15 protein-coding genes are annotated in these 25,399 nt (G+C 61.4%); 9 read left to right on the top strand and 6 right to left on the bottom strand.

What is annotated here, in order from left to right; all coding sequences use genetic code 11:
* Positions 1-67: 67 nt before the first annotated feature.
* The 7 genes from ACFSDX_RS07870 to ACFSDX_RS07900 all read left to right on the top strand — a co-directional run bounded on the left by ACFSDX_RS07870 (position 68) and on the right by ACFSDX_RS07900 (position 11,332).
* Positions 68-739 carry a HupE/UreJ family protein gene (locus ACFSDX_RS07870; protein ID WP_382312747.1) on the top strand — a complete coding sequence of 224 codons (672 nt, stop codon included), beginning with the start codon at positions 68-70 and terminating at the stop codon, positions 737-739.
* Between the two features lie 63 nt (positions 740-802).
* On the top strand, positions 803-1,198 hold the full coding sequence (locus ACFSDX_RS07875) for a hypothetical protein (protein ID WP_382312748.1): 396 nt from the start codon (positions 803-805) through the stop codon (positions 1,196-1,198).
* Between the two features lie 241 nt (positions 1,199-1,439).
* Positions 1,440-3,752: a TonB-dependent receptor gene (locus ACFSDX_RS07880; protein WP_382312749.1), complete on the top strand. Its 2,313-nt coding sequence runs from the start codon at positions 1,440-1,442 to the stop codon at positions 3,750-3,752.
* A 679-nt stretch (positions 3,753-4,431) separates the two neighbouring features.
* Positions 4,432-6,237: a DUF4331 domain-containing protein gene (locus tag ACFSDX_RS07885; RefSeq protein WP_382312750.1), complete on the top strand. Its 1,806-nt coding sequence runs from the start codon at positions 4,432-4,434 to the stop codon at positions 6,235-6,237.
* Positions 6,238-6,270: 33 nt separating this feature from the next.
* Positions 6,271-10,104, top strand: a complete 3,834-nt coding sequence (locus tag ACFSDX_RS07890) for a DUF4331 family protein (RefSeq protein WP_382312751.1) — start codon at positions 6,271-6,273, stop codon at positions 10,102-10,104.
* A gap of 77 nt (positions 10,105-10,181) precedes the next feature.
* On the top strand, positions 10,182-10,400 hold the full coding sequence (locus ACFSDX_RS07895; RefSeq protein ID WP_382312752.1) for a PID-CTERM protein-sorting domain-containing protein: 219 nt from the start codon (positions 10,182-10,184) through the stop codon (positions 10,398-10,400).
* A gap of 308 nt (positions 10,401-10,708) precedes the next feature.
* Complete coding sequence (locus ACFSDX_RS07900) at positions 10,709-11,332, top strand: deoxynucleoside kinase (RefSeq protein WP_382312753.1); 624 nt, start codon at positions 10,709-10,711, stop codon at positions 11,330-11,332.
* Positions 11,333-11,423: 91 nt separating this feature from the next.
* On the opposite strand, the gene ACFSDX_RS07905 is transcribed toward ACFSDX_RS07900, so the two are convergent.
* Positions 11,424-12,095, bottom strand: a complete 672-nt coding sequence (locus ACFSDX_RS07905; RefSeq protein ID WP_382312754.1) for a DUF2461 domain-containing protein — start codon at positions 12,093-12,095, stop codon at positions 11,424-11,426.
* Positions 12,096-12,553: 458 nt separating this feature from the next.
* Here ACFSDX_RS07905 and ACFSDX_RS07910 point away from each other — a divergent pair, with 458 nt between their 5' ends.
* Together ACFSDX_RS07910 and ACFSDX_RS07915 are read left to right on the top strand one after the other, a co-directional pair.
* Positions 12,554-14,218, top strand: coding sequence for a sensor histidine kinase (locus ACFSDX_RS07910; protein ID WP_382312755.1), 1,665 nt, complete (start codon positions 12,554-12,556; stop codon positions 14,216-14,218).
* 596 nt (positions 14,219-14,814) lie between these two features.
* Entirely contained in the window at positions 14,815-15,720 is a 906-nt protein-coding gene (locus tag ACFSDX_RS07915) for an NAD(P)/FAD-dependent oxidoreductase (RefSeq protein WP_382312757.1), read from the top strand.
* Between the two features lie 343 nt (positions 15,721-16,063).
* Here the strand turns inward: ACFSDX_RS07915 and ACFSDX_RS07920 are convergent, their stop codons facing one another.
* The 5 genes from ACFSDX_RS07920 to ACFSDX_RS07940 form a co-directional block, all read right to left on the bottom strand.
* Positions 16,064-17,485, bottom strand: coding sequence for a glycoside hydrolase family 125 protein (locus ACFSDX_RS07920; RefSeq protein WP_382312758.1), 1,422 nt, complete (start codon positions 17,483-17,485; stop codon positions 16,064-16,066).
* Positions 17,486-17,645: 160 nt separating this feature from the next.
* Positions 17,646-19,946, bottom strand: a complete 2,301-nt coding sequence (locus ACFSDX_RS07925) for a GH92 family glycosyl hydrolase (RefSeq protein WP_382312760.1) — start codon at positions 19,944-19,946, stop codon at positions 17,646-17,648.
* A gap of 108 nt (positions 19,947-20,054) precedes the next feature.
* Positions 20,055-20,765 carry a basic secretory protein-like protein gene (locus ACFSDX_RS07930; protein ID WP_382312761.1) on the bottom strand — a complete coding sequence of 237 codons (711 nt, stop codon included), beginning with the start codon at positions 20,763-20,765 and terminating at the stop codon, positions 20,055-20,057.
* A gap of 87 nt (positions 20,766-20,852) precedes the next feature.
* Positions 20,853-22,358, bottom strand: coding sequence for a RagB/SusD family nutrient uptake outer membrane protein (locus tag ACFSDX_RS07935; protein WP_382312762.1), 1,506 nt, complete (start codon positions 22,356-22,358; stop codon positions 20,853-20,855).
* Positions 22,359-22,378: 20 nt separating this feature from the next.
* Positions 22,379-25,399: SusC/RagA family TonB-linked outer membrane protein (locus ACFSDX_RS07940; protein ID WP_382312763.1), on the bottom strand; the 3,021-nt coding region annotated here is incomplete at its 5' end.

Consider the following 25,399-nt stretch of genomic DNA (forward strand, 5'->3'; position numbering starts at 1 on the left):
GTGCAGCGAAGCAATTGTACCCGAACGGCTGCGCTGGAACGGTGCAAGCGGAGCTATTCTGAGGCGATTGCCTCGCTTTGCTCGCAATAACGGGCGGGGGTGGGCCGTGTTATTGCTGCTGCTACTCGCGTTGCCCGCCGCCGCCCACGTCATCGACGCTGACCTAAGCAAGCTCTCGCGCACCGAGATTTTTTGGACTTACATCAAGCTCGGGTTTACCCACATTCTGCCGCTCGGGTTCGACCATATTCTGTTTATTGTCAGCCTTTATATTTTGGAACCGCGCCTCAAGCCGGTACTGTGGCAGGCCACGGCGTTCACGGTGGCGCATTCCATCACGCTGGGGCTGGCTATGTACGGCATCATTCGGCCGCCGGGCAGCGTGGTCGAGCCCATTATTGCGCTGTCTATCTTGTTTGTAGCGCTGGAAAACATGATTATCGTCAAGCTTAGTCCGTGGCGCTTGGCCATCGTGTTTGGGTTTGGGCTGGTGCACGGGCTGGGGTTTGCGGGCGCGCTCACTGGGCTCGGGTTGCCGCAAAAAGACTATTTTGGCTCGCTCGTTTCCTTCAACGTGGGCGTCGAGCTAGGACAGATTACTATTATCCTATTATGCTGGGCGCTGGTCGGGCGCTGGGCCGCCAGCCGGCCCTGGTACCGGGCGCGGGTCGTTATTCCGGTATCGGTGGCTATCGGCCTGGTGGCGGCCTACTGGACGATGGAGCGGCTGCTGGCTTAGGTATCTAGGTCGCCTCTATCTCATTAAATCACTGCATACTAACTAAAAACCAGTCGTTTTTATATGTTGCGTCCGCTACTCACGCTGTTCTGGCTCCTCAACTACCTGCTGGTAGTGGGGGTGGGCCTGGCCGTGAGTCGGCCGCCCGAACCGCTCTTCTCGGCCGCGCACCCCTACGCGCACAGTAAAGAGTGCCAGCAGCATAACTACTTGCGCCTCGACTGCTTCGAGCACTGCAACGGTGACCAGTCCACCGTGCATCGCTCACTGCCCACTGGCACTGGCCTGCATTACCTAGCCCAGCTCAAGGGGCTCGATGTGCATTGCCCGGCCACTACGAAAGTGGCCCCGCTGGCACCTAAGCAGTGGCAGCCGGCGGCCCGGTACCGGGCTTTGCCCGCGCAGGCCCTGCCCACCCGCCTAGGTGGGCGCGACTACCCGCCGCCCCAACGTGCCTAAAACTGCCGATGGCCCGGCGGCTGCCCAGCCGCCGGGGCCCCCGTGCGCGGCCGCAAGGCCGGGCCGCGGGCCGTTTTATTCACGTTGGAGTTTGCGGGCTATTAATTCAGAATACTAGTGGGGAAGTAGCAGCACGGCCTTTCGCTTAGGTCGCCCATTTGCCGGGCAGCTGGCGCAGGGCCTCCGCGCTACCCGCTTCCCTCAAGTTTCTGATAAGCTGCTGCTTCGCTAATGCGTTAGTATGAAGTTTTTTACGGACAATAAATTACGCTGGCAGTATTTGCTGCCAGCGCTGGTACTACTGAGTGCGCCCGCGGCGCTGGCCCAGCGCACCGCCGCCCTGCGCGGCACCGTTACCGATTCACTCTCGGGGCAGCCGCTGGCCGGCGTGAGCGTAGGGCTGGTGGGCCAGCCGGGGGGCACGGCCACCGATGCGCTCGGTCAGTTTCGCCTGTCGGGCTTGGCGGCGGGCACGTATCAGGCGAGGTTTGGGGCGCTAGGCTACCGGTTGAAAACCAGCGCCGTAACGCTGCTGGCCGGCGAAACGCGGGGCCTCACGACCGTGCTGGCCATTACCAGCCTTAACCTGGCCGAAGTGACGGTGAGTCAGCCCCGCGACCCCAACCAGACGCTGGCCGCTATCTCGCACATCGACCAGACGCTGCGGCCCATTAACTCGGCCCAGGACCTGCTGCGGCTGGTGCCCGGTCTCTTCATTGCGCAGCACGCGGGCGGCGGCAAGGCCGAGCAGATTTTCGTGCGGGGCTTCGATGCCGACCACGGCACCGACTTTGCGGTGAGCATCGACGGGCTGCCGGTGAATATGGTTAGCCACGCCCACGGCCAGGGCTACGCCGATTTTCACTTCGTAATCCCCGAAACGGTGGAGCAGCTCAAGGTGTACAAAGGCCCATACACAGCGCGCTTTGGCGATTTTGCCACTGCCGGCGCGGGCGAGTTTTCGACTAAAACCAGCCTCGACCGCAGCCAGGTGAAGCTCGAGGTGGGCCGATTTGACACGCGCCGGGCTCTGGTGCTGCTCGATTTGCTGGGTACGCGCCACCTGCTTTCGAAGAAGGCGGAGAGCGCCTACGTGGCCGCCGAGTACAACTTCACCAACTCGTACTTCGACGCGCCGCAGCGTTTCAAGCGGTTCAACGGCCTCCTAAAATACACTGGCCAGCTCACCGACCGCATCTCGCTCACGCTGCTGAGCTCGCACTTTACCTCTAACTGGGATGCCAGCGGCCAAATCCCCGACCGCGCAGTGAGTGAGGGGCTTATCTCGCGTTTCGGTAGCCTCGACCCCAGTGAGGGCGGTAGCACTAACCGCACCAATGCCTCGGCCATCCTCACCACGGCCCTGCCCCACGAGGCGGTGCTGCGCCAGCAGGTGTACTATTCGCGCTACAACTTTAGCCTGTTCTCGAACTTCACTTTCTTCAAAAACGACCCCGTCAACGGCGACGAAATCGACCAGACTGACCACCGCAACCTTTACGGCTACACCGGCACCTACGACCGCGACGACCATCTAGGGCGCCGCAAGCTGCATACGGTAGTCGGCCTCGGCACCCGCCTCGACAATTCGGAGCTGGGCCTGCGCCGCGCCGTGCAGCGCCGCATCCTGGACACCGTGAGCGTGGGCCGGCTGCACGAGCAGAATATTAACGCCTACCTCGACGAAACCCTGGAGCTAACCGACCGCCTCACGCTGAACGCGGCCCTGCGCGCCGACGTGTTCATCTTCCAGTTTCGGGGCCAAAAAGCGGATTCCGCGGCGGGTCTCGTGCCGCTAACGGGGCGCGTGACGCGCGGCCGCGTGTCGCCCAAGCTCAACCTCTACTACCAACTATCGCCAGCAGTGCAGCTGTTTGTGCGCTCGGGCCTGGGCTTCCACTCCAACGATGCGCGGGGCGTGGTGCAAGCTACGGGTAGCTTCAACGCGCTGCCCCGCGCCCTGGGAGCCGAGGTGGGTAGCACCTTCAAGCCCGTGCCCAGCCTGGTCGTGAACGCCGCACTCTGGACGCTACACCTGCAAGACGAGCTGGTGTACTCGGGCGACGAGGGCACCACCGAAAGCGCCGGCCCCACGCGGCGCTACGGCCTCGACGTGTCGGCCCGTTACCAGCTCACGCGCCAGCTTTTCCTCGATGTGGACGCTAACTACAGCCACGGCCGCCTCGTGGACGCGCCGCCCGGCGAAAACTACATTCCGCTGGCGCCCAGCTTCACCAGCATCGGTGGCCTCACCTTTAAGAGCCCTAATGGCCTAAGCGCCAGTCTCCGCTACCGCCACATCGATAGCCGGCCGGCGCAGGAAGACGATGCCATTCGGGCGCGGGGCTACTTCCTGCTCGATGCGGTGGCGAGCTATACCCGGCCGCGCTTTCAACTGGGTGCCACCGCCGAAAACCTGCTGAATACCCAGTGGAACGAAGCGCAGTTTGCCACCGACAGCCGCTTGCGCGGCGAAATAGCTTCCGTGAATGAATTGAATTTTACCCCTGGCACGCCTTTTTTCGTGAAGTTGAACGCTAGTATTTTTTTCTAGCTTCGGCTGATTTTCGAGCGTCTCCCACGCTGCTACCCACAACGCCCACCGATGGCCTAGCGAGCATTGCTCGCTAGGCCATCGGTGGGCGTTGTGCTGTGGAAAAATACTGGGCTCGGCTCGGGGCGGCCAACGCCCATTTTACTGACGCTATGCTGTGAGTTTATGATGAAATTCTGATTATTTGCTGAATCATCTCTGGTGGAGAAGTACCATTTTTTTTTCTTGGCTAGAATTGAACATCTGGCCCGAATTATATACAAAAACAGACTTGGCAATTTATTTTTTTAAAAAGTTCATTTTCTAAAGTCTGGGTTGCATTTAATCTCGTAGGTGTCAACAAAAGAGTATAGACATTTACAAATGGGTGTACTATTGTATTCTGTATTCAGTCAGCGAGTTGCATTAGGATAATGTTAAGATTTTCTTGACTTACGGGTTAAGCGTCACCCAATCGATTTACTGCATACGATAGCATATATTTAGGTGGCGCAGCTATTCTATTTTGTGGTGCTAACAGGTTAAAATTATTTTTTTCAGCGCCGTATGCGACCGAAAAAGTTAGCTAGGTACCCTGATACTACTTGGTATTGTCTAATAGTGCCCCTGCAGAACCGTTGTTCTGTGGGGTAGTATAGTTTGTTGCTTTTCCTACCCATTTTACCCCTTTCAGTTTCTCATGAAAAGATTTACCAGACCTATCCAATGGGCGGTCGGGGCTTGTGCAGTAACGGCGCTCGCTACCTGGGGCACCGTTCGACACACGCCGCTGGAAGCCAGCAGCCACCGCGAGGCCCCGCTGATTGCTGACGACCCGCTGGCCGACAACACCGATGTGTACGCTTTTAAGGACCCCGCCGACCCGGAGCGAATTATCCTCATCGCGGATTACATCCCGTTTCAGCTGCCGCAGGGCGGGCCGAACTACTACACGTTCGGCGAAAACGTGCGCTACGAGATTCACGTCAAGAACAACGCCGCTACCACCGGCGATGACATTGTGTATCGCTTCACCTTTACGCGTGCCAACAGCGACCCTAGTACGTTTTTTAATATCCGGCTGGGCGCGCAGAACCTGAAGACCACTTACACTTGCGAGAAAATCGTGGGTGGCAACACTACTACCCTGGTTACCAATGGGGTAGTACCGGCCTATAACATCGGGCCGCGCTCGATAAGCGGCTCACCGGCGGGCCTCGGGCAGGCCTCATACACGGCCTACCGCCAGGGCGCCGTGACCAACGCCAGCGGCGGCGGCGGCGAGCAGGTATTCTGCGGCTCGTCCGACGACCCGTTTTATGTGGACCTAGGGGCCATTTTTGACTTGGCGGGCCTGCGGCCCAACCGGGGCGCCCGCGATGGCTTGGCCCGGTACAATGTGCACTCGATAGCCCTGAGCATTCCGGTGGCCACGCTGCAAAAGAGCGGCCAGCCGGCCGCTTCTGCGGCTAACATCCTGGATGGCAACTACGTAATTGGCGTGTGGGCTTCGGCCAGCCGCCCCGCCATGCGCACCCTTAATGGGGGCACCACTGGCACCACCACGGCCACCGGCGCTTACACCCAGGTATCGCGCCTAGGTATGCCGCTGTTCAACGAGGCTATCAACCCCATTGGGGCCAAGGATGCCTGGAACCGGGTGACACCTTATAATGAGGCGGCCATTACTGACGACTACCTCTCGAACCCTGAGCTGAGCCTCTACATGGCCGACAACACGCCCGTGAACGGCGCGGCCCCCAAGCCCGGTGGCCAGACCTACTTCGGCGAGGCGGTGCCAGCGCTGAACGCGCTGCGCATTCAAACGAAGTCGCTGGGTTCTTTTGACTTCCGCAACGGGGCCGCTGGCCTCTCGGGCCTGGCTGGCTCTGCCGCCGTGGCGGGCACGGCGCTGGCCCCCAGTGCGAATGGCGGCTTTGGCGAATACCTGCTGGTAGCGGGCAAGCCGCGCTCGGTGGACATCAAGCCGATTTTCCACACGGGCGTGCCCAACCTGCCACCGTACCAGCTGGCAACCGGCAAAAACGGCAACCCGCTGGCGGCCGGTAAGCCGTTCATCAACAATTTCTTGCCGGTGTTTGGCGACATGCTGCGCCTAAACATGGCTGTGCCGGCTACCCCGCGCAACTCGCCCGATTTCAGCAATCAAGGCCTGCTGGCCGCCGCGGTCCTAGGTCTCACTGACTCGCGCTATAATGGCAGCACCAACCTGCAAAATATTCCGAACATGGACGGCTTCCCCAACGGCCGCCGGCTGGAGGATGAAGTAGTGAAGATTGAGTTGCAGGCCGTGAGTGGCGCCGTACTGGCGGCCATTGGCCTGTGGTACGACGACTACACGGCGGGCACCACCGCATCGCCGGTGACGCCGCAGCTGAAGGGCGTGCTCAACTTCACGGCTGGCGTCGAGAAAAACGACACGACGTTCCGCACCACCTTCCCCTACGTGCAGACACCGTGGCAGGGCATGCGCGTCCGCCGCTAATTCATCGTCTCACTTTGCTATCGCCTATATAAAATGACTACCAAACAGTTACGTACCTACGTCGCGCTGCCCGCGCTCGCGACGGCGGTAGTCGGCGGCGCCTTCTGGAGCCAGCTGCGCTACACGCCCCTGGAGGCCTCCTCGCACCGCGAGGCCCCGCTGATTGCCGACGACCCGGTGGCCGACAACACCGACCTCTACGCCTTCAAGGACCCGAATGATGCCAGTAAAATCATCATCATTGCCAACTACATCCCGTTTGAGCTGCCGCAGGGCGGGCCCAACTACTCGACGTTTGGCGAGAATGTGCGCTACGAGATTCACGTCAAGAACAACACCGCCACCACCGGCGACGACGTGACGTACCGCTTCACGTTTACGCGCACGAACGAGGACCCGACGACCTTCTTCAACATCCGCAACGCCGGCGCCGGGCCTAAGCAGAATCTGAAAACCACCTACACCTGTGAGAAAATCACGTCGGGCGGCACGACCACCATCGTGAGCAGCGGCGTGGTGCCGGCCAACAACATTGGACCGCGCTCCATCAACGGGCCGGCGGGCCTCGGCCTGGGCACGCCCTACGAAACGCTGCGTACCAACGCCATTGCCACGGCCTCGACGGGTGAGCGCATCTTGTGCGGCCCGGCCGACGACCCGTTTTTTGCCGACCTAGGGGCCATCTTTGATTTGGCTAACATCCGGGGCGCTTCGGGCGGAGCGGGCACGCCTACCGATGGCCTGGCGCGCAAAAACTGCCACACCATCGCGCTGAGTATTCCGGTCGAGAACCTGCAAAAGACGGGCAAGCCCATCGGGCAGGCGGCCAACATTCTGGACCCCGACTACGTGATTGGCGTGTGGGCCTCGGCTAGCCGCCCGGCCATGCAAACCCTGAGCGCTACCGCCAACCCCACCAACAGCGGGGCTTGGGTGCAGGTATCGCGCCTAGGTATGCCGCTCACCAACGAGGTCATCAGCCCCGTGGGGGACAAGGATGCCTGGAACGCCCGCACCCCCGGCAACGAGGCGGCCGCGACCGACGGCTACCTCTCGAACCCCGAACTGGGCCTGTACATGGCCGACAACACGCCCATGAACGGCGCGGCCCCCAAGCCCGCCGGCCAGACCTACTACGGCGAGGCGATTCCGAACATTGCCAAGCTGCGCATCCAGACCAAGTCGCTGGCTGGGCGGCCAGGCTTCGGCAACGGCTTCGACTTCCGCAACGGGGCGCCGGGCCTGAGCGCCCTGTACAGCAGCGCCACTGGTGCTAATGCGGGCACGGCTTTCGCCCCGGCCCCGGCTGGCTTTGGCGAGTACCTGCTAAATAGCGGCCAGGCTGGCAGCCCGCGCTCAGTCGATATCAAGCCGATTTTCCACACGGGTGTGCCGAATTTGATTCCGTACCAACTGGCGACGGGCAAGGGTGGCAACCCACTGGCGGCCGGCAAGCCGTTCATCAACAACTTCCTGCCGGTAATCGGCGACATGCTGCGCCTGAACATGGCCGTGCCGGCCACCCCGCGCACCTCGGCTGATTTCAGCAACCAGGGCCTGCTGCAAGCCGCCGCGCTGGGCCTCACGGACCCACGCTACAACACGAATACTACTCTGGAATTCATCCCCAACATGGACGGCTTCCCCAACGGCCGCCGCTTGGAGGATGCCGTGGACCAGATTGAACTGAAGGCCGTGAGCGGCGTGGTACTGGCCGCCATCGGCCTGTGGTACGATGACTTTGGGCCGACTGCTACCAACCCCGTGACGACGCAGCTCGGCAATGTGCTGACCTACACGACGGGTGTGGAAGCCAACGACACGACCATCCGCACAACGTTCCCGTTCGTGCAGACGCCCTGGGTTGGCACTGGTTCGGCTAGCGGTCCCACCAACTCGGTGGTCGTCCCCGACCTGACGGTGAGCACCGCTATGCCGGTAGAGTCGGGCACGTATAACAACGTGACCATCACGAGTACCGGCGTGGCATCGTTCAACGGCCCCATCGTGGTGAACGGCACCCTAACCGTGCAAACGGGCGGCGTACTGAGCACCCGCGGCGTGCTGGCTACCAACTGCAACCCCATCACGGGGCCAGGCAGCTTTGTGCTGCAAGCCGGCGCTACGCTGCGCATCTGCGACAGCAACGGCATTGCGACTACGGGCAGCACCGGCGCTATTCAGCTGGCGGGTGCCCGCTCGTATTCGAGTGACGCTACGTATGAGTACAACGGCCTCGATGCCCAGACCACTGGCACGGGCCTGCCCACTCAGGTGCGCGGCCTGACGGTGAACAACGCAGCCGGCCTTACCCTCAACAATGGGGGCGTGCGCGTGTCTCGGCTCGTGACGCTTACCAATGGCAACCTGGTTTCCAGCACCAGCCAGATGCTGACGCTGCTCTCGACGCCCACCGCCGGCACCGCCCTCGTGGTGAATACCAACGGTGCCGTAACCGGCCCGGCTACCATGCAGCGCGCCATCGACCCGGCCTTCAACGCCGGCGCGGGCTACCGCCACTACAGCTCGCCGGTGGTGAGCACCATGCTCAGCGACCTAGCCAGTAATACGCCGAGCTTCAACCCGGTATTCAACCAGGCTTACAACACGGCTGCCACCCCAAGCGCTACTGTACCGTTCCCGAATGTGTTTGCCTACGACCAGGCCCGCGTGATGAGCGCTGCCAATACGGCGGCGGCCTTTGACATGGGCTTCATAGTGCCCCAGGCCAGCGACCTGATGACGGTACTGGGCGGCTACACCGTCAACATCGGGGCCAGCTCGGTTGTCGATTTGATGGGTACGTTCAACAACGGCCCCGTAACGCGCGGCAGCTTGGCCCGCGGCACACAGGCCCAAAGTGGCTGGCAGTTTTTGGGTAACCCCTACCCGTCGCCAATCGACTTTAGCCTAACGACTGCTATCACGCGCACCAACCTCGACGATGCCGTGTACGTGTACCAGAGCACCGGCCAGTATGTGGGTGGCTACCGCAGCTACGTCAATGGCTTCGGCGACCCGAAAGTAGCGGCCATGCAAGGCTTCTTTATGCGGGTAAGCACGCCCGGCACCACCACTGGTAGCCTGGCCCTGACCAACGCGGCCCGCATCACCACTTTTGATACTGCGCCGAGCTTCAACCGCACCACCGCCGATTCCCGCCCACAGGTAACGCTAAGCCTGAAAGGCAACTCGCTGCAGGTGGCCGATGAAACGTCGGTGTACTTCGAGCAGGGCGCTACCGCCAATTTCGACACGCACTTCGATGCCTACAAGCTGCCCAACTCATCGGGCCTGAGCCTAGGTAGCTACGCCGCCAGCGAGGAGATGTCCATCAACGGCCTGGCTCCCCTGGATGTGGCCGTGGCTACCACGGTGCCGCTGAATGTGCTCGTGCCCAGCCCGGGTACCTACACCCTGAACGCCACTAGCCTGGCCAACTTCGCCAGCGCTACCACGGTGCTCTTGCTCGACGCCGAAACCGGGGCCCGCATCAACCTGACGAAGCAGCCGCAGTACAGCTTCACGGCAACGTCTACCGCGCTGCCAGGGCGCTTTACCCTGACGTTTGGCCCCGCCACGCCGCTGGCAGTGGCCAACGCCGCGCTGGCCCAGCAAGTGCAGCTGTTCCCGAACCCGGCCCACGACAGCTTCACGCTGGTAGTGCCCACCGGGCTCGACCGCACCACGGTTACGGCTACGCTCTACAACCAGCTTGGCCAGGTCGTGCTGCAGCGCAAGCTGGCCATGACGGCCGCCGGCGCCACGGCGCAGTTCAATGTATCGGGCGTAGCGCTGGGGATATACACCTTGCAGCTAGCTGGCAGCGACGCTAAAGTGTCGAAGCGACTAATTATTCAGCAATAACTAATCGAGGAAACCCTAGCCTAGGCTGCCCTGCGTAGCCTGGGCTAGGATTACCCAATTTCCTAGCCTCTATTCAAATGAAAAAATATGCGTTCCTGTTTTTCCTAGGTAGTGCGCTGGTGTGCGTAGTGCTCGCGCCTACCCCAGTCCTGGCCCAAGCGTCCACAGGGGGGCCGACCCCTAGCCCGGTCCCCGACCCCGCCGCCGTGCCGCTGGATGGCGGCGCTTCGCTGCTGCTGGCCAGCGGGGTGGCATTTGGCCTCAGAAAGCTGCGCGCTCGCTATAAGGCCCGCTAACTACCCAAGTGTTATCCTGAGCAGCCGCCCCGGCTTTGGCTCGGTAAATGGACTAGCCCGCTAGTTCATCTGCCAGGCCAGAGCCGGGGCGGCTATTTAGCTAAGGCGTTGTCTGCGCGTTGGGTAGGGGCCGGGCGGCGACGCTAAGGGGTAACCTGGCGGGCTGGTGCAGGCGTGCCGGGCCGCCCGACGGTGGCCGCCCAATAGGGCAACCCAGCCCAGGCGTGAGCGACCGCGCCAAGGGTCCCGGCCGGCTCGGCGGCCCTACCTTTGGGCTCAACTAGCCTCCCAACAGGACCACTTACGTCATGCACATTGCCATCGTCGGCAACATCGGAGCCGGCAAAACCACGCTGGCCCACAAGCTGGCCCAGCATTTTCGCTGGGAAGTATTTTTGGAAGACGTAGATGATAATCCCTACCTCAAGGATTTTTACGCCGACATGCCGCGCTGGGCGTTTCACTTGCAGGTGTATTTCCTGAATGGCCGCTTCCGGCAGACGCAGCGCATTAAAGAGCTGGTGCAGGAAGGGAAAAGCGTGATTCAGGACCGCACAATTTACGAGGACGCGCACATTTTCGCCGCCAACTTGCACGAGTCGGGCCAGCTCGTGGAGCGCGACTACCAGAACTACTACGCCCTGTTTGAGACGCTGATTGGCCTCGTCAACCCGCCCGACTTGCTGCTCTACCTGCGCGCCGACCTGCCCAAGCTCATCGGCCAGATTGAGAAGCGCGGGCGCGACTACGAAAACTCCATCAGCATCGAATACCTGCGCAACCTCAACGAGCACTACGAGCAGTGGATTGCCAATTACAAAGAAGGCAAGCTGCTCATTATCGACGTGAACGAGCTCGACTACGTGAAGCGCCCCGAGGACCTGGGCGACATCATCGAGCGCATCAACGGCAAGCTGTTCGGGCTGTTTTAGGCATGAGGTAATTGGCGTAATGGGTAATGGGAGTAATACCGTTCGGCTAGTCAGAACGACATTAATCCCATTACCCATTACGCCAATTACCTCATGCCTCCAGCGCCGTATTCAGAAACTCGACCCACGGCCGGGCCGCCGCGATGCCCGCCACCACGCTCGCGATAAAATCGGGACCTAGGACTTCCTCATCCGTAAAAAGCCGCCCCACGCCGAAGCTTTTGAGCTTGAGCGAAGGCAGCTCGGGGTCGTCGGCGGCGTAGCCGCGGGGCGGGCGCGTCAGCTGCTCGCCGCTCCTGTCGAGGCCGTTGGGGAAGTGCCGCAGCAGTTCCGCATCCTCAAGCCGGCGGTGAAACTCGTCGCTGCTGTAGTGGATTTCCTGCCGGATGGCCGCCAGCTCGGGCGGGGTGGGGGTGAAGCGGCCCGCCCGCAGCCACGAGTGGCCGCCGGGGCTCAGGGCCAGGTAGTAGCCCGCCCGCGGGGCGTGCCGCCCGCCCGGCACCAGGCCCGAGCCAAAGCGCCGCTTGTAGGGCTCAGGGTCGGTTTGGCTGCGGTCGTTTTTATGCAGCCGAAACATTGCTTGCGCGGGCGTGAGGCCGGCCAGCTCGGGCGCCAGCGGCGTGGCCTGGCGCAGCACCTCCGTCACGAGCGCGGCAAAGTGGTCGCGGGCGCGCAGGTACTCGGCGCGGTGCGCCTGCATCCAAGCCGTGTTGTTGTTGGCCGCTAAGCGGCGCAGAAAATCCAGCACAAAAGCATTATCCATCGGGGGTGCTGCGCTAGCATGGGAAATAGTATTGCTGAGCGCAGTAACGCATGACGTTCCCCGGCCGTTGATTGTTCAGTATTTCCGGGTGCTCACTGCCGCCCGCCGCCCATTGCTTACCAGCCCGGCCGCTCGCTGCACGCCCCGGCCCACCCTAGGGCTAATCATTGGCCTCACCGGGGCGGCAGCAGAGCCTAGGGCTGCGCAGGAAACGGCAATTGGTTCTAGCTCAGCTACTATTCCTTCGGTAAGAATGGCTTAAAAAGGCTGCCGCCTCACCCGGGGCCAGCAGCCCCGGCAAGCCGCTACGCGCGCGGAGCGCAGGGCTAGTGTTGAGGGAGTATTATTCTTTGTAAAAACAGTAAAAAACTTAGTTTAATTAAGGTGATTTTGGCGAGCCTAAGCAACTCGTCCCAGTATCTTCGCATGCTCGCATTTCCCGTGCTTTTTATTCCCACATGGCTGATTCTGTTCCCCGACTGTTGCCGGACGGCGATGCTAATCCGGCCGGCCTGGTGGAGGTGTTGCTGACTATTTCTCCAACGGGTACCATGCTGCTGCGGCCGGTTTACGGCGCCGCGGGCGAGCTGATTGAGGATTTCGACTGGGTGCGGCTCAACCCGGCGGCTCAGCAGCTGCTGCAACTGCCCGAGCAGCCGGCGGCTTCTTTCCTGACGCTCTTTCCCGCGGCCCGGCAAGCGGGGGTGTTTGAGTTTTACCGCGAGGCGTTTTTGGCGGGGTCCGTGGCGCAGTGCTCCCGGCAGTGCCAGCACGATGGCCTCAGCGGCTACTACATTGCGGCCGCCCAGCGCCACGAGCAGCTGCTGGTCGTTAGCCTCTGCAGCGCCCACAATAGCGCCCCGGTGGCCGAGGCGCCGGCCGAGCCCGCGAGCGGCGCCCGCGAGCCGGCGCCGCCCTACGCGCCGCTGCCCGCGGCCCAGCAGGGCCTAGGTGCGCCCGCGCACGCCACCCAACTGGCCGAGCAGCAAACGCTGCTGCGGCAGATACTGCGGCAAGTGCCCGCCGCCGTGGCCACGCTTAGCGGCCCCGAGCACCGCTACACGTTCTTCAACGACCAGTACTGGGCCTTGTCGGCCCAACGCGTTGAGTTGGATAAGACCGTAGACCAGATTCTGCCCGAGCTGGTCGAGCAGGGTTTTGTAGCTATGCTCGACCAGGTGTACGCCACGGGGCAGCCCGTGACGGGCACCGACAAGCCCGTGCAGCTGCTTGACCGCGCCACCGGCCGCCCCGAGCAGCGCTACCTGGATTTTATCTACCAGCCGCTGTTCGATAAGCAGGGGCAGGCGCAGGGAATTCTGGCTTTCCTAGTCGACACTACCGAGCGGGTGCTGGCCCGCCGCCAGGTAGAGGCCACCAACCGGGAGCTAGCCACCGCTAATGCGCGCCTCACCCGCACTAATAGCGACCTAGACATCTTTGTGTATTCGGCCTCGCACGACCTGCGGGCGCCCATTGCCAACATTGAGGGGCTGCTGCTGGCCCTGCGCCAAGAGCTGCCCGTGGAGGCCTGGCAAGCCGCGCTGGTGCCGCGCCTGCTCGAGCTAATGGATGGGGCCGTGGCGCGCTTCCAGCAAACCCTAGGGTACCTCACCGACGTGACGCGGCTGCAACCCGAGGCAACGGACCACACCACCGAGCTGGTCGAGCTGCCGGCCTTGGTAGAAGCCGTGCGCCTCGATATCCTGCCCGAGCTGACGGCGGCCCGCGCCACGCTCAACGTAAGCCTGGAAGACTACCCGGTGCTCTTTGCGTCGCCTAAGCTGCTGCGCAGCATTTTTTACAACCTGCTCTCCAACGCCATCAAGTACCGGGCGCCTGACCGGCCGCCGTTGGTGCAGCTGCGCTGCCGCCGGGCCGCCCCCGGCTACCTCGCCCTGGAGGTGCAAGACAATGGCCTAGGGCTCACGGCGAAGCAGCAGAGTAGTCTGTTTCAGCTGTTTAAGCGTATGCACACCCACGTGTCGGGGTCGGGCGTGGGGCTGTACATGGTGAAGAAAATGGTGGACAATGCCGGCGGTACACTCACGGTGCAAAGCCAGCCGGGCGTCGGCTCCACCTTTACCGTCACGCTGCCGCTCTCGGACCGCCCGCTGCCCTAACCATTAGCTACCGGCTACTTCGGGCTTGGTATTCGGCGCTTGCTGGCCGGCCCTTCGGCGTGCGCACGTACGCCACCTAGGGGCCAAAAAGTGTCAGCACGATGGCCAGAGGCTCGTGGCCGGGCGATAGGTTACCTAGGCCCCGGCGCAAACACGCCCTGACCAAAAGCCAATGGTTGGTTGCCTTTCTGCCAAAACCAAACCAGAGATAAAGACGGTGGGCGAGCTAGCCTGCCGCCGTCCATCAGTGTGGGAGCGGCCGAAAGCCAGCGTCCGCAGGCGGGAGGCTTAGGCAAGTTGCCGCGGGCCTTATTTTTAATCGGTTCTGGGGTGGGAGTGCGCTCGCGCTACGGGGCAGGCACTTGGGTTGGGCAAGGCCATCTCTGTTTTAAGACGGGTAGGGCAACGAGTGATTCCACCAGTACGGCAAAGGGAAGTAGGAATTTTGTTGCTGTTTTTGGAATGAAACAATGTTGCAAAATGTAAAATCTCATATACATTTGTGCGGCCGGCAGCATTCTTCTAGCTCGGAAAAGGTCACCACTTACCCAATGTTGAGCGAGGTGGTATGGCCACACTTACCTGGTTTTATATTCATGAATACCACCGAAATAGTAGACGTACTCATTGTTGGCGGCAGCTACGCGGGGCTGTCGGCCGCCCTAGTCCTGGGGCGCGCCCTGCGGCAAGTAGTGGTGCTGGACAGTGGCCTGCCTTGCAACCGCCAGACGCCGCACTCGCACAATTTTCTGACCCAGGATGGCAGCACGCCCGCGGCCCTGGCAGCGGTGGCCCGCGAGCAAGTGCTGGCCTACCCCACCGTGCAGTTGCGCCACGAAGCGGCCGTAATGGCCATGGGTGAGGATAATGCGTTTGCTGTCACCACGGCCAGCGGCACGGTGCTGCACGCGCGCAAACTGCTGTTTGCCACCGGTATACGTGACCTGATGCCCGCCCTACCGGGCTTTGCCGAGTGTTGGGGCATCTCGGCTATTCACTGCCCGTACTGCCACGGCTACGAGTACCGGGAGCAGCCCACCGGCATCCTGGCCACCGGTGATACGGCGGTCGAAATGGGTTTGCTCATCCGCAACTGGACCGATAAGCTAACCATCTTTACCGACGGCCCCGCGGCCTTGCTGCCCGCGCCGCGGCAGCAGCTGGCCGGCCGCGGCATTGTTGTGGAAGAAACGCCCGTGCGGCAGCTACTGCACCACGCTGGCTACCTAACGCACCTTGAATTGGCTGATGGCCGCACCGTAGCGCTGGCGGCCCTTTACGCCCGGCTGCCCTTCGAGCAGCACTGCGCCCTACCGCAGGCCCTAGGCTGCACGCACACCGCTGCGGGCCACCTCACGGTAGATAACTTTCAGAAAACGAGCGTCCCAGGTGTTTATGCCGCGGGCGATGCTACCAGCCCCATGCGGGCCGTGGGCGCGGCGGTAGCGGCCGGCATGATGGCGGGAGCCATGCTCAATCGGGAATTAATCTTTGAGGCGTAGTCTATTCAGACAGGCCGAAGCTAGTCTAATCTCCTTCCCGAAGCGAATGCCCTGGCAACTGGCTCATAAATGGACGTTAGCTCACTAAGCAAAAGGTGCTAACTCGCTTTATTCTAAAAGCGAGTCAGCACCTTGGCTGCTAGTTGCTAATTAAACAACGTTGCACTTGGTAGGTGTTACGGTGGCGGGTAATTCATCCTGCTAAAAACCACAGGTCAATTATTTTGCCTTATATCGCTGGTTTAGATGCTTTGGCGCAGCGTTGTTGGAGCAATGCTGATTAGCTGATTCGGAAAGAACCGGTCCAGTACCAAGGCCCTAGGTGCCTCGCGCCGCTCGCTTGCTAAGCCAGCAGTTGTGGCTTCTCCTGGTACACTTTCCACAGAAACTCGCCAAAGAGCGTGTTGGCCCAGGCAAACCAGGCGCGGCTGAATTTCTTGGGGTCGTCTTTGTGGAACGACTCGTGCATGTAGCCGGTGCCGGCGTGGGTGGCCTTGAGGCTCTGGATGCAGGCCCGGATTTCGGCGTCGTCGGTGCTGGTGAGGCCGCGGGTGGTGATGGCGATGGGCCAAATCATGTCCTGGCCCACGTGCGGGCCGCCGATGCCCTCGGCCGCCGTGCCCTTGAAGAAGAATGGGTTGGCCTCGGACAGCAAAAACTTGCGGGTGTTCTGGTAAATAGGGTCGCTGGTGGGCAGGGCGCCTAGGTAGGGCAGGGCCACCAGGCTGGGCACGTTGGCATCGTCCATGAGCACCTGGCTGCCGAAGCCATCGACCTCATAGGCGTAAATTTTGCCGTGCTGCGGGTGGTTTACCACGGCGTGCTGGCGCAGGGCGGCGTCTACCTCGTCGGCCAGGGCGGTGCAGTCCTTGGCGGTGGCGGCCTCGGTGGGAGCCAGGGCGGTTAGCATTTCGGCGGCTTGGCGCAGGCTGGTCACGGCGAAGAAGTTGCTGGGTACCAAGAAGGAGTAGAGCGTGGCGTCGTCGCTGGGGCGGAAGGCCGAGCAGATGAGGCCCACCGGCTTGATGGGGTAGCCGTAGCCCTTCATCGGCTGGGTGTCGGTCGAGTTGGCCGTGACGCGCTGGAAGTGGTACGGCCCCAGGCCGTCCTTGCGCTGCTGCGCCCGGAAGGTTTGCAGGGTGGTTTTGATGGCCTGCTGCCACTGGGCATCAAAGGGCTTGGCGTCGCCGGTTTTTTTCCAGTAGTGGTAGGCCAGGCGGATGGGGTAGCAGAGCGAGTCGATTTCCCACTTGCGCTCGTGCACGCCGGGCTGCATGGCGGTCTTGTCGGTTTGCCACTCGCCCACCTTGGTGTCGTCGCCGTAAAAAGCGTTGGCGTAGGGGTCCTTCAGGATGCAGCGCGTCTGTCGATTGATAACGCCCGCAATTAGCTGGCGCAGCTCGGCGTCCTTGTCAATGAGCTGCAAATAGGGCCACACCTGGGCCGACGAGTCGCGCAGCCACATGGCGTCGATGTCGCCGGTAATGACGTAGGTATCGGGCCGGCCGGCCGTTTGGGCGTAGGTCACGGTCGTGTCCAGGGTGCTCGGGAAGCAGTTTTCAAACAGCCAGCCCAGCTCGGGGTCTTTCACCTTTTTCTTGAACTCGGTGATGGCCGCCTCCACGGCCTTGCTGCGAAACCGGCGCTTGGCCGCGGCGGGCCGCACCACCGGAAAGGCGGGCGCCGCGGCAGCCAAGATGGTAGAGGGTAGGGCGAGGCCCGCGGCGAGGAGAGAGGCTTGGTGGGCGAAAGTGCGACGGTTCATGATTTAACGGGAGATTCTGGTCAAAAATAGAACGTCCGTCAGGCTCAGCTGGCGTCCGCTTGTCGAAGCATCTCTACCGCACCGTTGAACGGTTTGGATGAAGCGGTAGAGATGCTTCGACAAGCGGACGCCAGCTGAGCCTGACGGACGTCAGTGGTTTTTACTTTTTGGCGGGCGAGAACGAGTACGGCGCGGCGCTCGGGGCCGTGCCGCGGGTCTTGTTAGGCACGGCGCTCATCTCAAAGTTGAGGGTGGCGCCCTGCTTCAGCGTCTCGTAGTCGAGGTAGTTCTTGTCGTAGGTCTGTCCGTTCAGGGTCAGCTGATTAACGTAGCGATTCTGGGCCGAGTTCTGGGGCGCATTCAGCACCACGTCTTTGCCGCCGGGCAGGTGCAGGGTGGCCTTGGGGAAGAGCGGCGCGCCGAGCACGTACTGATTCACGGCCGGGCACACGGGGTAGAAGCCCAGCGCCGAGAACACGTACCAGGCCGAGGTTTGGCCGTTGTCTTCGTCGCCGCAGTAGCCGTCGGAGGTGGGCAGGTAGAGGCGGTTCATCACCTCGCGCAGCCAGTACTGCGCCTTCCAGGGCTGGCCGGCATAATTATAGAGGTAAATCATGTGCTGGATGGGCTGGTTGCCGTGCGCGTAGTTTCCCATGCCCGCAATCTGCATCTCCCTGATTTCGTGAATAGTACCGCCGTAGTACGAGTCGTCGAACACGGGTGGCAGGGTAAACACGGTATCGAGCGTGGCCACGAATTTCTGCTTGCCGCCCATCAAATCCATCAGGCCCTGGATGTCGTGAAACACCGACCAGGTGTAGTGCAGGCTGTTGCCTTCGGTAAAGGCATCGCCCCACTTAAAGGGGCTGAACGGCTTTTGGAAGGTGCCATCCTGGTTGCGGCCGCGCATCAGGCCCGACTCTTTGTCGAACAGCTTGCGGTAGTTCTGGCTGCGCTGGGCGTAGAGGTTGATTTCCTTCTTGGGCCGACCTAGGGACTTGGCCAGCTGGTAGATGGCGAAGTCGTCGTAGGCGTACTCAAGGGTACGGGCGGCGTTCTCCTTGATTTTAACATCGTAGGGCACGTAGCCGAGCTTGTTGTAGTACTGCACGCCGGTGCGGCCCACGGCATCGAGCGGGCCGGCGTTGTTGGCGCCGTGCTGCAAGGCTTCGTAGAGCACGTTCATGTCCTGCCCCCGGATGCCCTTGAGGTAAGCATCGGCCACCACGGAGGCCGAGTTGTTGCCCACCATTACGTTGCGCAGGCCGGGGCTACCCCATTCGGGCAGCCAGCCGCTCTCCTTGTAGTCGTTGGCCAAACCTTGCTGAATCTCGGTGTTTATCTCCGGGTACATCAGGTTCAAGAAGGGAAACAGCGCCCGAAACGTATCCCAGAAACCAGTATCGGTGTACATGTAGCCCGGCAGCACCTGCCCATTAAAAGGGCTGTAATGCATCACTTTACCGCCGGCGTCGAGCTCGTAGAGCTTGCGCGGAAACAGCAGTGCCCGGTACAAACACGAGTAAAACGTGCGCCGCTGGTCGGCCGTGCCGCCCTCAATGTCAATGCGACCTAGGACCTTATTCCAGGCCACGCGGCCTTCTTGGCGAATGGTCTCTAGGTCTTTCTTACCCAGCTCGCCTAGGTTAAGAATGGCCTGCTCGGGGCTGATGAACGACGAGGCCACGCGGGCATTCACACGCTCGCCCTTACTGGTGCGAAAGCCTACGATGGCCCCGGCGTGGTTGGCCGTCACGTCCAGCGTGCCCGCCGCGGCAGCCACTTTATCTTGGTACAGAGTCGTGCTGGTAAAGTCGTGGTCGAACTCCAGCACGAAGTAATTCTTGAAATTCTGGGGTACGCCGCCGCTGTTGCGGGTGGTGTAGCCCACCACGCGGCGCTGCTGCGGCAGCACCTGCACGTGCGAGCCCTTGTCGAGGGCGTCAATCACGACGTAGGCGCTGTCCGTTTTGGGGAAGGTGAACCGGAAGCTCGCCGCCCGCTCGGTGGGCGCGATTTCGGTGGTCACGTCGTGGTCGGCCAAGTACACGCGGTAGTAGTTGGGCTCGGCCACTTCGGCCTTGTGCGAGTACCAGCTGGCGCGGGCGTCCTGGTCAAACACCGGTTTGCCGGTGAGCGGCATGAGGGCAAACTGGCCGTAGTCGTTCATCCAGGGCGAAGGCTGGTGCGTCTGCTTGAAGCCCCGGATTTTGTCGGCCGAGTACTGGTAGGCCCAGCCATCACCCATCTTGCCGGTTTGCGGCATCCAGAAATTCATGCCCCAGGGTAGGCAAATGGCCGGGTAGGTGTTGCCATTGGAAAGGCTGGGCTTCGAGTCGGTGCCGATGAGTGGGTTGACCCACTGCGCGGGGTCGGCGGCAGTCGAGGCCGCGGGGCCTTGGGCCAGGGCCGGGCCCGCCGCCAGCAGTAGGGAAGCCAGTATGGAGAGAGGTTTGGACATTCAGTGGGGGAGAGAAGCGCCGCCAGCAAGCGGCACCGAAAAGGTAAGAAGTAGGAACAGTTCGTGCTCAGCGACCGCCTAGGTCGGCCGCTCAAGCCATAGTCCCCGTTAGCGGTAGGTAAGCTGCACGGCAGGCTGGGCGGCATAGGCGGCCCACAGCTCATCGAGGGTTTTGCCGGTTTTCTGCGACCAGATGTCGGGGGTGTAGGTGCGGGTGCGGGCGGCGGCATCGAGTTGGTTCACCAGCTTAGGGTGGCCGTGCTGGTCGAGCCAGACCAGGAAGCGCGCCATAATGCGGTAGCTGTTGGTGTAATTCTGGCCGGCCTTGTATTCGGGCAGCTTCCAGTTGCCGGCCTGGTTGTTTACGCCGTACACGTAGCGGGCGTAGTCGGCAATGCCCTCGGTGAGCCAGCCCGGCGCGCTGTCGTTAGGGTAGGCCTGCACGATGTGCATGACCTCGTGCGTCACCACGTCGATGTCCTCGGGATGCTCGCGCAGCCACTTGGGGTTATAGTCGACTAAGCCGTTATCAGTGGCCGCCACGCCGGTATAAGCCGGGTTGACAAAAAACGTGACTTTGCGCAGCGTCTTCTGATTGAACCGCTTGGCCTCCTGCGGGTACACCTTGAAGAACGCATCCGTCATGCGCTGCTTGGTAGCGGGCGCCAGGGCGGGGTCTTGGTTGATAAAGACCAGCGTGTAGCCCTTTTGCGTGAGCGAGTCGCGGCCGATGGGTACGGCCGTAGCGGGGCTTTGGGCGGCGGCCGGGGCCGCCCAAAGCCCTAGGGTGGCGGCAGCTAGGAGAAAGGAATGCAGCACGGATAGATTGCTAAAGCCTGAGAAAAGAAAAGCCCCGTAGCCGGCCCCTAGGTGGGGCAACTAGCTACGGGGCTTCTTAGTACCTGCTTACCAACCAGGGTTTTGGGTCAGGCTTTTGTTGTTGTTGATTTCGGCCGATGGGATGCCCCACAGCAGGTATTTCTGCTGGAAGGCCGGGCCAACTTCACCCTTAAAGCCCACCACGTCCACAAACGTATTGGCGGCCACGTTGTAGGTTTTGCGGGTGCGCTGGATGTCGAAATATGCCTTGTTTTCGTAGGCCAGCTCGTGGTAGCGCTCCTTCCAAACTGCCGTGCGAAAGGCATCCTGGCTGAGGCCGCTAAGCGCGGGCAGCTTGGCCCGGTTCCGGATGGCGTTGATTTGGGTGTAGGCCTTGGTGTTGGGGCCGCTCACCTCGTTGATGGCCTCCGCGTAAATCAGCATTACTTCGGGCATCCGCAGCAGCGTCCAGTTTTCGTCGCCCACGCCGTTGCCGCGGGCGCTCTCCACGTGGAAGTACTTGTAGAGTGCCTGGGTGCCAAAATTGACTGTCACGCTGGGGTCCCGGATGGACGGATACTTGGAGAAGTAGAACTGCTGCTCCTGGGCGCGCAGGTCGCCGGCTTCGTGGGTGGCGTAGAAGCCGGGCGTCGGAATTACGGCGCCAAACTCATCGTTGTAGCGCGAAACGCCCGCGAAGTAGGGAATAACGAGCGCACTAATGGCATTGGTAGCAATGCCAAACGCAAACTGCGCCTGCAAAATGAGTTCGCCCGAATTTTTGTCGGCCGTGTTATGCAGCGAGATGTAGTTGGTAAACAGCGGATACTGGTTGGCGTCAATCAGCTCGGCAGCTTTGTCGGCGGCCTTCTGGTAGTTGGCCTTAATCTGGAGTGGGAAACCAGCCGAGGTGAGATATACACTAGACAACAGCGCTTTCACCGCGCTCTGCGAGATGCGCCCCGTGCGGTCGACGGCCGGTAGGCCCGCCTGCTCGGCGGCCTGCAAGTCGGCAATGATGAGGTTGTACACATCGGCCTGCGCCGCGCGAGTAGGGTAAAGGTCGGGGCTGGTGCCGTCGATGGGCGTCGTAATCAGCGGCACATCGCCGTAGAGGCGTACCAGGTGGTAGTACAGAAAAGCCCGCATGAAGTAGGCTTGGCCCAGCAAGGCCTTTTTCTGCGTTTCATCCATCGAAATGGCTGGCACGCGCGCCAATACCAAGTTAGCCGCCCCAATGCCGTTGTAAGCATTGTTCCACATGCTAGAAAAGTATGGGTTGGCCGGGTCAATGGTCTGGTTGATAATCTGGTTGTTGTTGAAGCTCTGCCCAAGGGTAGTGGCGTGCAGGGCCATCAGCTCCACGCCTACCCAGATGGACTCACCGTAGCCATTGTCGGTGTTCATGATGCGCAGGCGGTTGTAGAGACCATCCACGGCCGACTGGGCCTGCGTAGCATTAGTGAAGTAGTTGTCCTGGGTGAGCGAGGAGCGATTATCTTCCTTAAGGAAGTCCTTGCAGCCGGTAGCGGCCAGTAGCAAACCGGTGCATAAGGCCGTGGCCTGTGCGCGGGAGCGAATACGTGCTAACATAATAAAGCTGGGTGGGAGAATTAGAGGGTGACGTTGAGACCAGCCGTGAACACGCGCGCCTTGGGGTAGTCGAAGAACTGGATGCCCTGCGCGAAAGCGTTGCCGTAGGTCGACGTTTCGGGGTCGTAGCCTTTGTATTTGGTGGCCAAGAAGAAGTTCTGAGCCGACACGTACACCCGCAGGCGAGCTAGCTTGAGGCGCTGCACCAACTCGGGCGAGAAGTTGTAGCCCAGCGCCGCGTTGCGACCCCGGATGAACGAGCCGTCTTCTACCTTATAGGAGTCGATGCGCGAATCGTAGTACACGTAGGAAGGCCGCACCTGGGCAATCATCGTGTTCTGGTTGTCGGGAGTCCAAGCGTCGGTGTAGGCGCGCGAGTAGCTGTTGGCTTGGTCGGTACGGTCGAGGGCCGAGTGGTGCGTGAGGTTCATCACGTCGTTGCCGTAGGTGAACTGGATGTCAACCAGTAAGTCGAAGCCCCTGTAGCGGAAGTTGTTGCTGAAGGTGCCGAAGCCCGTCGGGATGGCCTTGCCGATGATAACGCGGTCTAGGTCATTAATCTGCCCGTCGTTGTTCTGGTCCACAAACTTGAGGTCGCCGGGTAGGCGGTTGTAGCGCAGGGCCTGGTCGGCCTCAGCGGTGCCCCAGGTGCCGGCGCGTACCACCCCAAACAGCGAGCCTACTGGCTGGCCAATGCGCAGCACGTTGGTTTCGTTCAAAAAGTTAGGACCGGGGTAGATGTCGTCGCCCGCCGACCCAAGGGCCAGCACTCGGTTTTTAAGAAACGAGATATTGAAATTGGTTGACCACGTGAAGTCCTTACCCTGGATGTTCACCGTATTCAGGGCTAGCTCCAGACCTTGGTTGCGCACGCTGCCGATGTTGCTGAAGATGCTGCTGTAGCCGCTGGTGCGCGGCACCGGGCGGGCCAGCAGCAGTTCAGTGGTCGTGCGGGTATAGATGTCAGCCTCGAAGGTGACGCGGTTCTGCCACAGGCCCAGGTTGAAGCCCAGGTCGTACTGGCTGGCGTGCTCCCAGCCTAGTTCGGGGTTTCCAAGAGAGCCTAAGGTGGTACCGCCCACGCGCACCCCGTTGAAGATGTAGCTATTGGTACCTAAGCGGGCCGACGACTGGTAATTGGCGAAATTGCTGTTGCCGGTTTGGCCGTAGCCAAAGCGCAGCTTCATGTCGCTAATCGTCTTATTACCCACCAAAAATGGCTCCTGCGAAATGCGCCAAGCCACGGCGCCCGATGGAAAGAAGCCGTACTGGTTGGCCGCGCCAAAGCGCGAAGCACCATCGGAGCGCGCCGTCGCCGTCAGGATGTAGCGGTCTTTGTACGTGTAGTTCGCCCGCCCGAATACGGATAGAAACTGGTTAGCGTCAAACTGGTTAGCCGCGCCGCCAAACGTGCCCTGCACCTGTGGCGTCGCACCAGCCGCTAGGTTGTAATACCCATAGGCGTTGTCTGAAAGACCCTGGGTTTCGGTATAAATACCCTGGCTCTGAAAGCGTTGGGCATCAACACCTGCTACGACGTTTAGCGCGTGGTCTTGGCTAAACGATTTGTTGTAAGTCAGGTAGTTCTGCCACTGAATGCTCTTGCCGTCGTAGGCGCCAATGCCAGCTAGGTTCTGGGTGCCTGCCCGCAGTTGGATAAGGTTACTCTCGTAAGTGGGGTTAAACTGCGAGCTGATGTTAGCACCAAATACTGTGCGGAAGTTCAGGTTGGGCGAGAAAATAATGTTAGCGTAGAGGTTAGCCGCAAAGACCTGGTTGCGCGTCAGGTTCACATCCTCACGGGTGATGGCCACCGGGTTGTCGCCGCCCTCCATGTCGGGGTAGTCCTGGCGTTTGCCGTAGACCCCGTTGGGGTACAGCGTCGGGACGATAGGAATCATCTCAATCATCATCCGTGGGATGTTGTTGCCGCCCACGAAATTGTTGCCAATCTTATCCTCGATGTTGCTGTAGTTCAGCGTAGCGCCCACTTTCAGCCAGTCCTTCACCTGGTTGTCCACCGTGAGGCGGCCCGAGTAGCGCTTCTGGTACGTCTCGCGCATGATGCCCTGCGCGTTGGTGTAGTTCAGAAACAAGCCGAAATTCGTTTGGTCGCTGCCGCCCGAAAACGCTAGGTTGTGGCTCTGGGCCACCGCCGTTTGCGTCACCGCATCCTGCCAGTCCACGTCGTAGAGCGGGTTCAGGTCGGCGTCGAACAACCGCTTGGGGTCATTGGGATTGGCCAGGGCCTGGCGCTTGAGGCGCGGGTTGCGGGCGGTGTACTTGCCCGCCGCCCAGCCGGTGGGGTCAAACTTCTGCACGTTCTGGTAGCCTAGGTCCTCCAAGGCCAGGAAGTCGCGGGCATTGAGCACGTCGAGCTTGCGTGCCAGCTTACTCACGCTCACGTAGTTGTCGTAACTTACCTGGCTGCTGCCCTTGCGCCCACGCTTAGTCGTGATGAGGATAACCCCACTGCTGCCGCGCGCCCCGTAGATGGCGGTGGCCGAGGCGTCTTTCAGTACCTCTAGGCTCTCGATGTCGTTGGGGTTGAGCGTGGTAATGCCCTGCTCCCAAAACACGCCGTCCACCACGTAGAGTGGCGTATTGCCGGCGTTGATGGACGAGTAGCCTCGTATCCGAATCACGGGCGCCGCGCCCGGCTGCCCCGAGTTCAGCGACACGTCCACGCCCGGTACCTTGCCCTGCAGGCCCTGCGCGATGTTCACTACCGGCCGCTCCACCAGCTCGGCGGCTTTCACCGAGCCAATCGCGCCGGTCACGTCCGAGCGCTTCTGGGTGCCGTAGCCCACTACCACCACTTCATCCAGCGCCTTGTTGTCGGCCACGAGCTTGATGCTGAGCGTGGTGCGCCCACCTAGGGCTACTTCCTGCGCCACAAAGCCCACCGACGAAATCACTAGCGTGGCGTTGGCGTCGGGCACCGAGAGCGAGAATTTGCCATCCGCGTCGGCCGTTACGCCCACGCCCGCCACGCCTTTCAGCACCACGGTAGCGCCGGGTAGCGGGCTGCCCTTGTCGTC

This window comes from Hymenobacter bucti (assembly GCF_042681145.1).
In the GTDB taxonomy this organism is placed as follows: domain Bacteria; phylum Bacteroidota; class Bacteroidia; order Cytophagales; family Hymenobacteraceae; genus Hymenobacter; species Hymenobacter bucti.